Origin of the sequence: Algibacter aquimarinus (genome assembly GCF_039543265.1) — a bacterium.
GTDB lineage: Bacteria > Bacteroidota > Bacteroidia > Flavobacteriales > Flavobacteriaceae > Algibacter_B > Algibacter_B aquimarinus.
Window position 1 is genome coordinate 490,067 of record NZ_BAABJK010000002.1, and the last position, 12,425, is coordinate 502,491.

Below are 12,425 nucleotides of genomic sequence, written 5' to 3' on the forward strand. Positions count from 1 at the left end.
TTTAATTAATTTCCATTAATTCTAACCATTGTTTTCCTATTTCATTTATAGAATATTTTTCAGCACTTTGTAATGTGTTACTTTTACAATATTGATAAAGCTGTTTATCATTAATAAATAAATTCATACTATCTATCAACTCATCAATATTTTGGTTTTCAACAAGCAAACCGTTTTGTTTGTCTTCAATTATCTCACTAGGCCCTGTTTTACAATTAAAAGATACAATTGGTGTTCCACAGGCTAAAGATTCTAATAGTACCATAGGCATCCCCTCATGCAAACTTGATAGTACATAATACTTAGATCGTTTTATATATTTATAAGGATTCTTTTTATATCCTAATAAATGCAAATTATTATCTACTCCATTTTCCTTTGCTATCCCTATTAATCTTTGCTTAAATGAACCTTCACCTAAAACAACTAGATGAATATTTTTTTTAGGCAAAATAGATTGAGAATATGCATAGATTAATTTATCAAACTGTTTAACATTTGTATCGTACTGACCTACTCCTATAATAAACTCAAAATCTAAAGAAGTTGGCTCATCTGCTCTTTGTCTTATTTCTTCAATATTTATGGGGTTGTAGATAGTTGTAACATTTTTAAGTCTATGCTTTTTAACTATCATACATTGCATCTCTTTTGTAATAGATACCATTTTAAAACAACCTCCATAAATCATTTTAGTGAGAAACGTATTATCGGGCATATAACTATTTAACTTAGAGCTATGAACTGTAAAAATAGTTTTAGTGTTATAAATAAATCTAGAAATTAAAAACTCTTGGATGGGTTTTATTCTAAATCTTAAATCAATAATATATTCAAAATCATGTTGTTTTAAATACTTTCTTAACGCTATTAATCTTTTTATTTTATTAAAAGGATCATTTGCTTTATTCTTTAATTTACCTAAATTCTCAATTCGTCCTGCATAGGGGTAACCTATATCATCTAAAACAATAATATTATGAACATCCAAACCTTGTTCGTCAAAGAAAATAGAAAGGATTGCTCCAACACGCTCTGCTCCCCCTCTATTTAACCTGTATCCAACTAAAGCTATCTTTTTTTTATTCAAATCAAATTGTTCTAATAATTCTCAAAAATAAACGTTTATTTCATTAAGTTAGTCTGAGTTGTTAAATATAAAATATACTTTTATCACCTCCTAATATTAATAAATTCATGATTAGTTTATCTGTTCATCTTATAACTTACAATAACGAAAAATATATTGAAGAAACAATAGAATCTATATTGAAACAAAAGGTAAATTTCAATTATGAAATTATAGTCGGTGATGATTGTTCTAAAGACGAAACTTTATCTATTATAGAAAACTATAAAAAAAAACACCCTAAACTTTTTAAGGTTTTTAAAAACGAATCTCGATTGGGTATTTTAAAAAATTTCAAATCTACTCTTGATAAATGTAGTGGTAATTTTGTGTTTCCATTAGCTGGTGATGATCTACTTAAACATGAAAATGCACTTCAAAAAATGGTAGATGTAATAAGTAAAGATGCATTACTAGGTTTTGTTGATAGTGGTTTTGATAAATACTACGAAAACTCAAATAAAACAATACTCTTTGCAAACAAGAAGAGTATTGTTTTTAATGAATTAGATTACAAGAACGCCTTATTGTTAGGTAAGATTGCTCCTATTGGAATTTGCTTTAACAGAAAACTTTTAGTAAGCAATGTAGACTTTAAAACTTATATAGCTAAAAATATTACTATTGACGACTATCCGATTTTAGTAGACTTAGTAATGAATACGAAATTTAAAAGAATTAAGGAAGCGCTTGTTATATATAGAATATATGATGATTCTTTTTCACATGAAAAAAACTTTGAAAAGCAATATTTTTTAGCAAACCAAATGAAAAATCTTTTTGATTATTTTTCTAAAAAATATAGATTTGAAAATAAAATTATAGAAAACTACATCAAAACACATTTAAAGCAATTATTATTTTATGCTGCATTTTTTGAGCAAAAAGAATTAGGTAAAGAAGTGTTTTCAAAATTAAAATCGAAAAGCATTAAAGATTATATTCACTACCTAGCAAGTCAAAATAAATTTTTCCGTAAACTAGTTTCCTTGGTTTAGTTTAAGAATTGTATCTTAAATACTCATGAAAATTTTCAATGTAGTCATCTGCTTTATATACTTCTGAAGCTATAACAAGACATACTGCACCTGAAGAAAAATTTTCTAATTCTCTCCATATTCCGGGTGTAATCAATAAACCTTTTGATGGATTATTTAATGTAATACGCTTTTCATTTTTACCATCTTTAACAATAACATCAAAACTACCACTTAAAGCAATAAGAAACTGGCTTAGCCCCTTGTGTGCATGACCACCTCTTGTAGAACCACTTGGCACATCAAAAAGATAATAAACACGTTTCATTTTAAACGGAATAACATCCTTTTCTATTACTGCAAGATTACCTCTTGGATCCTCTATCTTTGGTATGTTTAAGATTATTAAATTTTCAATCGTTGATTTCATCCAGCTTATTATTAGTTCTAAAACTATACTTTACAGTAAATATTATAATTATTAAATAAATAACATATCTTAAAAAGTGTGCAAAAACTATACCCTCTACACCCATTTTATTTATAAAATAAACTCCAAATATATAAAGTAGCATGTAAGAAACAGCCTCCGTTATAATAAAAAGCTTCCATTTTTTTTGGGCTATAAATTGATATGCTAATACTACAGCAATAATTTTAATTAAATCACCAAATAGTTGCCATTTAAACAACTGTTCCATAGGTAAAAACTCAGTAGTATATAAGATTTTAATAATAAACATTCTAAATATAAAAACACCTAAAAAGAGACAACAAAAAACAGGAATTACAAACTTATAAATTTTAATAAGCTCTAACTTAAAAACTTGCAATGATTTTATTTTAGCATATTTTGGTAATACATAAAGTGAATAAACACCAGTCATAAATGATAAGTAATAGTTTGATAAACTCATCATAGAAGTCCAATATCCTGCCTCTGTAGCTGAGAGTTTTTTTATCAAATAATTTCTAAGTTGAAGTTCTACAATATTGCTCAAAACTACGGCCGCTATGGCCATAATAATAAACACAAAAAGTTTATTCTTAAATAGTTTATCAAATCTTATTTTTTTATTTAAAAACAAGTACATTTCTTTTCTTACAAAAAGAAATAATGTAAGTAATTGAGTTATTGGTGTTAATGTTACTGCTAGTAAAGCTCCTGATAATTGATAAAAAATAACTAGAATAATAATTAAAAGGGTAACCAACGTATAAGTTACAAAAGAAACTATCGTTGCTTTTTTATAATTTGATTTTCCATTTATTACAGCAAAACTCAAATTATACAATGCTGTGAACGGCATTGTAAATGATAGAATGATAAATAAATAATCAAATTTTGGAGTTTTGAATAAATAATTACTCCAAAAGGTGGCTCCAAAAAAAAGAATTAAAAAAACAATAATACTGCCCAAAAGAGCATAAGCAGCTGAGGTAATATATAATTTTTTTAGTACTGATGGCTCTTCTTCAAACTCTGATTGATATTTTAAAACACCTTGGTCTATTCCTGTTGTTGCTCCTAATCCAAATAAAGCAAGTGTATTTCTTAAATTTCCAACCAAAGCTACACCTTCTGGTCCTAAAAAAACAGCAATTAATTTTTGAGAAATTAAACCTAAAATAGAGCGGAGAATTACACCCACTGAATTAAAAGAAAATAATTTAACTAAAAATAAATCTTTATGTTCTTTTAAAAATTTCAAGAATAAGAATTTAAAACTAAAATAATATGCTTTATTTGGTCAATAGATAAAGACGTATTTAAAGGTAAGCTTAAAATGTCTTGGCTTAACGTTTCTGAAATTGGCAATTCTAAATTATTAAATTCACTGTAAGCCAATTGTTTATGAACTGGTACGGGATAATGAATCATGGTTTCTACCCCATTATTTAGTAAGTACTTCTTTAACCTATCCCGATCTTTACATCTTATGACAAACTGATGAAATACATGTTGTTTTATATCAAATACTTTAGGCAATTGAATAAATTCTGACTTTATATTATCTAAATAGTATTTTGCTAAATCACGTAACTTAGTGTTATCTCTATCTAAATACCTTAATTTAATACTTAAAAAAATAGCTTGTAACTCATCCAATCTATTATTAAATCCTTTTAAATTATTTTCATAAGTGTTTATACGTCCATAATTTCTGAGTTTTAAAAGATTTTGGTACAGATTTTCATTATTTGTAGTAATTGCACCTGCATCACCTAATGCTCCTAAATTCTTTGTAGGGTAAAAACTAAACGCAGCAATATCAGAAAGGTTACCAGCTTTCCTACCATCTTTAAATACTGCTCCATGAGCTTGAGCAGCATCTTCTATGAGTAACAAATTATACTTTTTTGAAATATTTTCTAACTTAATAACATCATATAATCCACCATATAAGTGAACACCCAATATGGCTCTGGTTTTGAGTGTTATTAATTTTTCAATATTATAAGTATTTATATTATAAGTATCAATGTCAGGATCAATAAACACCGGCTTTAAACCTGAATTACTAATAGCTAGAACCGACGCTATATATGTATTTGCAGGAACTAAAACCTCATCACCATTTCTTAATATACCTAGTACCTTATAAGCTTCAAAAATAAGTTTTAAAGCATCTAAACCGTTACTTACACCAATACAGAACTTGGTACCACAGTATTGAGCGAACTCTTTTTCAAAGGTCAATAACTTGTCTCCAAGAATATACCGCCCTTTATTTAAAAACTCACCAAAAGCGTCTTTAAATAAACCGTTATACTCTTGATTTACTAGTTTTAAATCTAAAAACTTTATCATATCATTATCGTCTTTAATAACGAATATTTTTCGACATCAACTTCATAAAAATCATGAACAATTGGAGAAGCTCCAAAACTTTGTTTCCATTTAAGCAACCCTGAATTTATCTGTTTTCCTTGGTTTTCATTAGATATACCAAAATCTAAATATTTTTTACCAGTATAAATCTTTGTAATTAAATGGTGTATCAAATAATCCAAAGCACCCTTTTTAACCAATTTATTTGTTGAAATATATTGTAAATGTGCTACTCCTTCAGTTTCAAAAACAGTACAACCTGCTAAAATTTTATCGCCATCAAAAACATTAAATTGTCTTATATTATCTGGAAACTTTAATTTCAGGTTGCTGATCTCATCTATAGTATGCAATGGTAAAACTCCATACTTTTCTTTTAAATTAGGCGCTAAAATCTCATTCCAAAATAATGAAAATTCTTCACCCTCTTCCAACCTCAACTTTTCTCGTTTCGCTTTGTTAATTTCTCGTTTTCTCAATTTTGAATACTTGATTTTTTTTTCTAAATCTATAGCCATTGAAACGTCTCTTCTAAACAAATTAGCTTTTAAAATAAATAGAAAATAGTCTAACTCATCTGATGGTACACTTAGGTAAATTTTAGGAAGTTGCTTAATAACTAGCTTATTAATCTTGTTATCTGAAAGAAATTTTAAAGCACTTTGAAAAGATTCTAAAACAGATGAAAAACTAATATTCTCAGACAATAAAAATCCTCCATAACTTAACCCTTGATGTGTATATAATATATCGTCTTTTACATTTGCTGGTAATAATGCTACCAATTTATTTTTATTGTAAATAAGCAAAGAATAATCTTCAAATCTATGTTGATGATATTCCATAAAATCTCTATGAAATAAGAACGTAGCATTCTTTGATTTAGCCACAAATTCATTCCATATTATTCTATCTTGATAAGTATATTTTTTTACTGAATAAATTTTAAATCTATTTTACAAAACTAGTAATCAAATACAAGTTATAATTAAAACTAAAAATATGTTATTCCGAAAGTAATTTCCTCTTTATCATAAATATTTTTATGGATACCAAAAAGCTCTCCTTGTATTTATCATATCGATACTAAAATCAGGCTGAAATTTAATATAAGACAACTAATTATAGTTCTGAGTTCTATCAACCCCAAAAAGTGAACTTCCAAATATGAATAAAATAATTGCATAATACATAGCATAACTTACAAAATGCGCAACTACAGCGCCTTTAACTCCTTCATATAAGTCAATAAAATAAACACTTGTTATGTATAATATTATTACAAGGAAGGCTTCAGTTAAAATATAATGCCAAAACATTTTTTTTGCTAAAAACTGATAGGCTACAACCATTGATAGAACTTTTACAAAGTCCCCCAACAATTGCCACAAAAACAAATCTTCAACTGGGCTAAATTCTTCCGAAAATATTACAGTTACAATATAAGGCTTTAATAAATATATAATTAATAATCCAAAAGCTAAAACTGGCATAACCGTTTTATAAAAACTAAAAACTTCTTTTTTAAAGTCTTTTTTATTGTCAATCTCAGTAAAACGAGGTAGTATGTATAATGCCATTAAAGAACTAACAAACATCAAATAATACTTAGATATTCTAGTCATAGCTTCCCAAAAACCAGCATACTTATAACCCACGTTTTCAATTATATAGGATCTAATAGCTAACGCAACTAACGGCAGAAGTACTGCAGTAAAAAGAGCCATAAGTGAGTAAGGACTCATTTTCTTTAAAAAACTGAAACTTAAATTATTAATTCGTATTAGAGGAACTAAGCTTTGCCTATTAATAATTCCAACAAGAGTTATTAAAAATATAATAGCCTCAGCAATAACAACAGATATAAGAGCGCCATCAATTTTTTCTTGATATATTAACAATACTGCAATTGAAACACCTAATATTTGACCAATTATATTAATTATAATAAGGATTTTATACTTTGTAAAACCATTCATTATTGAAAATGAAAACATATTTAAAGCATAAAATGGAAGTACAATTGCAAATATTTTTATTGTGTAAGCATAATTGCTGTAAGTTGGAAAAATTATAGTGTTGATTAAATCTGCATTAAAATAACACAAGAAAGACACTAAAATGGTAGTAATAAAGCCTGTGTAAAATACTGTAGATAGCGTTTTACTCAGCTCCAGGGCATTATCCTTAAATTTAGAAACATATTTTACAACACCATTATAAAAACCTAGTGTTGCTATGGTTTGAAAAGAACTTACAAAATTACGAAGATTACCAACTAAAGCTAAACCAACAGGACCAATAAATACAGCAATAGACTTAGATACTAATATCCCTGCTACTACTTTAGTTAGCACTGATGCAGATTGTAACGGTGCAACTTTAAATAAAACTTTACTGTTAATATATTGTATTAATTTTTTCAATTAATATGAATTTTCCACTCTTTTACAAGGAGAGTTTAGCAATTATTTTTTAAAGTAAAACGTTGAATTAAAACCTTTATTCTATTAATCATTTTAGGAAGAATCAAATATACAAAATGATTCAAGTAATAAACCTAATTTTCGTTTTTCAACAAATAATATAGATTAATACAAAATATAGCTGTATTTGTTATAATAATTGGAAATGAAAAAGGCTCTAATAAAACTCCATAAAAAACGAATAGTAAACATCCAAAGATGTTTACTATTCTCAATTTTCTAACAGATTTCATTAAAAAAGAAACTAGCACGGTTGCCATAGCCAAATAACCAACCCATTCTGTAAATGAAATTCCTAAGAAATCCAATGTTATATTGATTTATTACGCTTACGCTCTACTTCTGTTAAAAAGATTTTTCGTAAACGTAAGTGGTTTGGAGTTACTTCAACATACTCATCTTTTTGAATATACTCTAAAGCTTCTTCCAATGAAAACTTAATTGCAGGTACAATTTTAGCTTTATCATCTGCACCAGAAGAACGTACGTTACTTAACTTTTTCGTTTTTGTTACATTAACAGTCATGTCGTCGCCACGAGAATTTTCTCCAATAACTTGACCTTCATAAATATCTTCACCTGGGTCAACAAAAAACTTACCTCTATCTTGTAATTTATCAATTGAATAAGGAATTGCTTGCCCTTTTTCCATTGACACTAAAGATCCATTTTGACGCTCAGGAATACCGCCTTTTAATGGTTGATATTCTTTAAAACGGTGCGCCATAATAGCTTCACCAGCAGTAGCTGTTAATAATTGATTACGTAATCCAATAATACCTCTAGATGGAATAATAAATTCGCAAACCATACGCTCGCCTTTAGCTTCCATACTTAGCATTTCACCTTTACGCATCGTTACCATTTCAATGGCTTTCCCAGAAACCGTTTCTGGTAAATCAATGGTCATTTCTTCAACAGGCTCACATTTTACACCATCAATAGTTTTTATAATTACTTGTGGTTGTCCTATTTGTAATTCATAACCTTCACGACGCATCGTTTCAATTAAAACCGATAAGTGCAATACACCACGCCCAAAAACCATAAACTTATCAGCACTATCTGTTTCTTCAACTTTAAGTGCTAAGTTTTTCTCTAATTCCTTAGTTAACCTATCTTTTATATGACGAGAAGTTACATACTTACCATCCTTACCAAAGAAAGGCGAATCGTTAATTGTAAATAACATACTCATCGTTGGCTCATCAATAGCAATTGTTTTTAAACCTTCTGGAGTTTCCCAATCGGCAACGGTGTCTCCAATTTCAAAACCTTCAAGACCAACAATGGCACAGATATCTCCAGTTTGTACGCTTTCAACTTTCTTTCTACCTAAACCTTCAAACGTATGTAATTCTTTAATTTTAGATTTTACAATACTACCATCTCTTTTAACTAAAGAAATGTTTTGATTAACTTTTAATTCACCACGTGTTAAACGTCCAATAGCAATTCTTCCTGTAAAAGAAGAAAAATCTAAAGATGTGATTAACATTTGCGTAGTTCCTTCTTCAATTTTTGGAGCAGGAATATGCTCGATAACCATATCTAATAAAGGCTCAATATTCTCAGTTTCATTTTGCCAATCGTCACTCATCCAATTGTTTTTGGCAGAACCATAAACCGTTGGAAAGTCTAACTGCCACTCCTCAGCACCTAATTCAAACATCAAATCAAAAACCTTCTCATGAACTTCATCAGGTGTACAGTTTTCTTTATCAACTTTATTTATAACAACACATGGCTTTAAACCTAAATCAATCGCTTTTTGTAAAACAAAACGTGTTTGTGGCATTGGCCCTTCAAAAGCATCAACTAACAATAAAACACCATCGGCCATATTAAGTACACGCTCTACTTCACCTCCAAAATCGGCGTGACCTGGTGTATCAATAATATTAACTTTAGTGTCTTTATAAATTACAGAAACGTTTTTAGATGTGATAGTAATTCCTCTTTCACGCTCTAAATCATTGTTATCTAGAATTAAATCTCCTGTGTTTTCGTTTTCACGGAATAGTTGACAATGGTACATAATTTTATCAACCAAAGTGGTCTTACCATGATCTACGTGTGCAATAATTGCAATGTTTTTAATATTAGCCATAATGACGCCTTATTTTAAGCGTGCAAAGGTAGTTATAAATAACGGATATATAGTATAATAATATTTTTTTGAGATTGGGTTATAAAATAATTATTAAAAGAGACTAAGTTATCAATATAAAATACTGTTATTTAAATGATTGCAAATAAAACAAGACAACATAGAATACTAATTTTCTTATTTAATTGATAGTTAAAAATCATCTTAAATAATACCCTAACAAATAGTATCTTTGTAGCTTAAAACTTAGAAATAAAGTTTATGACTCTTCAAGATATTCCTAAAATAAAACATACAAATTCTAACAACTTTTTTCTTTTATGTGGTCCATGTGCTATTGAAGGCGAAGATATGGCACTACGCATTGCAGAAAAAGTTTGTACCATTGCCAACAAGTTAGAAATTCCTTATGTTTTTAAAGGCAGTTTTAAAAAAGCCAATCGAAGTAGAATTGATAGTTTTACAGGAATTGGCAATGAAAAAGCTCTAAAAATTCTTAAGAAAATATCTGAAACGTTTGACGTACCAACAGTGACTGATATTCATGAAGTTTCTGATGCTACATTAGCTGCAGAATATGTTGATGTATTGCAAATTCCAGCTTTTTTAGTACGCCAGACAGATTTGGTTGTAGCTGCTGCTAAAACTGGCAAAGTGGTAAACTTAAAAAAAGGACAATTTATGAGTCCTGAAGCCATGAAACATGCCGTACAAAAAGTAAAAGATGCTGGCAACAATAAAGTGTGGATTACTGATAGAGGTACTATGTTTGGCTACCAAGATATGATTGTAGATTTTCGTGGTATCCCAACCATGCGCCAATATGCACCAACAGTTTTAGATGTTACTCATTCTTTACAACAGCCTAACCAATCTGCTGGAGTCACTGGAGGACGACCAGATATGATAGAAACTATTGCCAGAGCTGGCATTGTAAACAATGTTGATGGCTTATTTATTGAAACACACTTCGACCCTGCAAATGCTAAAAGTGATGGTGCCAATATGTTACATCTAGATAATTTAGAATCGTTATTAACTAACCTAGTTTCCATCAGAAAAATAATAAATAGTTTTAAATAATAGTATTTTAGTGATAATAATTTCACTAAAATTAATATGGAAAACAATAAACGAGGAGGAGATGCTCCAATACAATGTGAACTAGAAGCCAACAAAAATTACGCATGGTGTACATGTGGGCATAGTGACGACCAACCATTTTGTAACGGATCTCATAGAGCAGCAAAAGCAACACCTTCAATGGTTTTTAAAGTTGAAGAAGATAAAACTGCTTATTTATGTACATGCAAGCAAACTAAAAATCCACCTTATTGTGATGGTTCTCATAACTAGAATTTAGCTTACAAAACCAATTTACTTATTGTAAAACGATTTTCCTTTTTGCTTTTTTGCCTCCTCTAGGATAGCAATAAAAATGGCATCATCAATATCTTCTAAAGATTTATAGCGTATCGATTTAACCACTTTTCGGTTTTCGCTAACCAAGTATTCGTCAAATTTATATAGGTATGCCGAATGCCAAAAGCCAACATCCACAAATTGTTTTTTATGGCTTGCATTTAAATAACAAACAGGTGTTTCTCCCATGTAATAACATGGAATTCGCCATTTATACTTTAATTCAACTTCAGGAATAGTGTGTTCTATTATAACTTGAATATGCATTAAAATGGAACGGTATGGTTCGGGTTGATTTAGAATGTATTCTTCAGCTGGATTCATTGACTGTTTTTAACAATCATAAAATTAACAAAAATTTATAAGCCGAAATTGAATTAATTTTATTTACTTTGTATTTCAAAGTACTTTTATATGGAATCAAAAGATTATTTAAAAGACATTAGTGACATTAAAGATATGATGAATAAATCATCACGCTTTATTTCGCTTAGTGGTTTATCTGGAATTTTAGCTGGTGTTTATGCTTTAATTGGTGCTAGTATAGCATATTGGTTAGTTACAACCTACAGTAATGGCATACTAACTCTAGACGGTTGGGTTTTTAAAACCTGTTTATTTACGTTATTTATGGTAGCAGTTTTAAGTATTGTAACTGGAATAATCCTCACAACCATAAAGGCAAAAAAACATGACGCCAAAATATGGGATACAACATCAAGACGTTTAGTTTTTAATTTTTTAATACCGCTAATTGCTGGTGGTCTTTATATTTTAATCATTTTAAGCCAAGGAAAATATGGGCAGTCTGGTGGTTTAATGCTTATTTTTTATGGCCTTGCGTTGGTTAATGCCTCGAAATATAGTATTGGAGATATAAGATATTTAGGTTATGTTCAAATAATTCTTGGATTAATTGGAGCCTGGGAACCTGGTTATGGATTTTGGCTTTGGGTCTTAGGTTTTGGTATTATGCATATCATTTATGGAACTTGGATGTATCTTAAGTATGATAGAAAATAGTAAAAAGTCGCAGTCATGTTAATAAGCGTATTATGGAATATAAAAATATTATAAGAATCTTCATTACAGTATTTTTACTATTATTCACAAATTCATGCTATCTATTAAAAGAAAATGGTATTGAAATTGAAATTAAGAATAATAACGATTCACCAATTACTGACATAAAATTTTATACTTCTGAAAAATTAGATATTTTAGAATTTTCTAAACTCAAACCAAATGAAAGTTTCTCAAAATTTTTATCTATGAAGAAAAACACATCTGATGGTAGTTATATTTTGAGTTTTACTCGTGAAGATGGAAAAATTGAACATCTTAAAACTGGTTATTATACCAATGGAGGAGCTCTAGATAGATGGGTTAGATTTAATGTTGAAAAAGATACAACTCTCGTAAAATATAGTGGAATAGGTTATTAAAATTATAAAATTCCCTCCTTCGC

Annotated in this window: 13 protein-coding genes; 5 read left to right on the top strand and 8 right to left on the bottom strand. The window is 28.8% G+C overall.

The genetic code is table 11. From position 1 onward, the window contains the following. Window position 1: 1 nt before the first annotated feature. Entirely contained in the window at window positions 2-1,090 is a 1,089-nt protein-coding gene (locus ABD939_RS01915) for a glycosyltransferase (RefSeq protein ID WP_345163949.1), read from the bottom strand. A 107-nt stretch (window positions 1,091-1,197) separates the two neighbouring features. Here ABD939_RS01915 and ABD939_RS01920 point away from each other — a divergent pair, with 107 nt between their 5' ends. Continuing rightward, window positions 1,198-2,127, top strand: coding sequence for a glycosyltransferase (locus ABD939_RS01920; protein ID WP_345163951.1), 930 nt, complete (start codon window positions 1,198-1,200; stop codon window positions 2,125-2,127). 1 nt (window position 2,128) lies between these two features. Here ABD939_RS01920 and ABD939_RS01925 read toward each other — a convergent pair whose 3' ends face one another. The 6 genes from ABD939_RS01925 to typA form a co-directional block, all read right to left on the bottom strand. Beyond that, window positions 2,129-2,536: a sugar 3,4-ketoisomerase gene (locus ABD939_RS01925; protein WP_345163953.1), complete on the bottom strand. Its 408-nt coding sequence runs from the start codon at window positions 2,534-2,536 to the stop codon at window positions 2,129-2,131. Next, window positions 2,520-3,818: an O-antigen translocase gene (locus ABD939_RS01930; protein WP_345163955.1), complete on the bottom strand. Its 1,299-nt coding sequence runs from the start codon at window positions 3,816-3,818 to the stop codon at window positions 2,520-2,522. Before ABD939_RS01930 ends, ABD939_RS01925 begins: the two co-directional genes overlap by 17 nt. After that, on the bottom strand, window positions 3,815-4,918 hold the full coding sequence (locus ABD939_RS01935) for a DegT/DnrJ/EryC1/StrS family aminotransferase (RefSeq protein WP_345163957.1): 1,104 nt from the start codon (window positions 4,916-4,918) through the stop codon (window positions 3,815-3,817). Before ABD939_RS01935 ends, ABD939_RS01930 begins: the two co-directional genes overlap by 4 nt. Beyond that, complete coding sequence (locus ABD939_RS01940; protein WP_345163959.1) at window positions 4,915-5,829, bottom strand: GNAT family N-acetyltransferase; 915 nt, start codon at window positions 5,827-5,829, stop codon at window positions 4,915-4,917. The genes ABD939_RS01935 and ABD939_RS01940 overlap by 4 nt, the downstream gene beginning before the upstream one ends. Before the next feature lie 228 nt (window positions 5,830-6,057). Next, the gene (locus ABD939_RS01945) at window positions 6,058-7,365 is read right to left on the bottom strand and encodes an O-antigen translocase (protein ID WP_345163961.1); all 1,308 of its coding nucleotides are present in this window, start codon (window positions 7,363-7,365) and stop codon (window positions 6,058-6,060) included. A gap of 370 nt (window positions 7,366-7,735) precedes the next feature. Next, on the bottom strand, window positions 7,736-9,535 hold the full coding sequence (gene typA / locus ABD939_RS01950; RefSeq protein ID WP_345163962.1) for a translational GTPase TypA: 1,800 nt from the start codon (window positions 9,533-9,535) through the stop codon (window positions 7,736-7,738). Between the two features lie 261 nt (window positions 9,536-9,796). Between typA and kdsA the strand changes: the two genes are divergently transcribed. Then, window positions 9,797-10,618 (top strand): 3-deoxy-8-phosphooctulonate synthase, encoded by an 822-nt coding sequence (kdsA, locus tag ABD939_RS01955; protein WP_345163963.1) that lies wholly within the window; start codon window positions 9,797-9,799, stop codon window positions 10,616-10,618. Window positions 10,619-10,654: 36 nt separating this feature from the next. Continuing rightward, the gene (locus ABD939_RS01960; RefSeq protein WP_345163965.1) at window positions 10,655-10,891 is read left to right on the top strand and encodes a CDGSH iron-sulfur domain-containing protein; all 237 of its coding nucleotides are present in this window, start codon (window positions 10,655-10,657) and stop codon (window positions 10,889-10,891) included. 21 nt (window positions 10,892-10,912) lie between these two features. Here ABD939_RS01960 and ABD939_RS01965 read toward each other — a convergent pair whose 3' ends face one another. Continuing rightward, the gene (locus ABD939_RS01965) at window positions 10,913-11,281 is read right to left on the bottom strand and encodes a DUF1801 domain-containing protein (protein WP_345163967.1); all 369 of its coding nucleotides are present in this window, start codon (window positions 11,279-11,281) and stop codon (window positions 10,913-10,915) included. 90 nt (window positions 11,282-11,371) lie between these two features. Between ABD939_RS01965 and ABD939_RS01970 the strand changes: the two genes are divergently transcribed. Beyond that, the gene (locus ABD939_RS01970) at window positions 11,372-11,980 is read left to right on the top strand and encodes a hypothetical protein (protein WP_345163969.1); all 609 of its coding nucleotides are present in this window, start codon (window positions 11,372-11,374) and stop codon (window positions 11,978-11,980) included. A gap of 32 nt (window positions 11,981-12,012) precedes the next feature. Then, the gene (locus ABD939_RS01975) at window positions 12,013-12,402 is read left to right on the top strand and encodes a hypothetical protein (RefSeq protein WP_345163971.1); all 390 of its coding nucleotides are present in this window, start codon (window positions 12,013-12,015) and stop codon (window positions 12,400-12,402) included. The last annotated feature ends 23 nt before the right edge of the window (window positions 12,403-12,425 follow it).

Coding starts and splice junctions, on each gene's coding strand:
- ABD939_RS01935 (WP_345163957.1), bottom strand. CDS start 4,918: ATGATAAAGTTTTTAGATTTAAAACTAGTAAATCAAGAGTATAACGGT.
- ABD939_RS01960 (WP_345163965.1), top strand. CDS start 10,655: ATGGAAAACAATAAACGAGGAGGAGATGCTCCAATACAATGTGAACTA.
- kdsA (WP_345163963.1), top strand. CDS start 9,797: ATGACTCTTCAAGATATTCCTAAAATAAAACATACAAATTCTAACAAC.
- typA (WP_345163962.1), bottom strand. CDS start 9,535: ATGGCTAATATTAAAAACATTGCAATTATTGCACACGTAGATCATGGT.
- ABD939_RS01970 (WP_345163969.1), top strand. CDS start 11,372: ATGGAATCAAAAGATTATTTAAAAGACATTAGTGACATTAAAGATATG.
- ABD939_RS01920 (WP_345163951.1), top strand. CDS start 1,198: ATGATTAGTTTATCTGTTCATCTTATAACTTACAATAACGAAAAATAT.
- ABD939_RS01925 (WP_345163953.1), bottom strand. CDS start 2,536: ATGAAATCAACGATTGAAAATTTAATAATCTTAAACATACCAAAGATA.
- ABD939_RS01965 (WP_345163967.1), bottom strand. CDS start 11,281: ATGAATCCAGCTGAAGAATACATTCTAAATCAACCCGAACCATACCGT.
- ABD939_RS01975 (WP_345163971.1), top strand. CDS start 12,013: ATGGAATATAAAAATATTATAAGAATCTTCATTACAGTATTTTTACTA.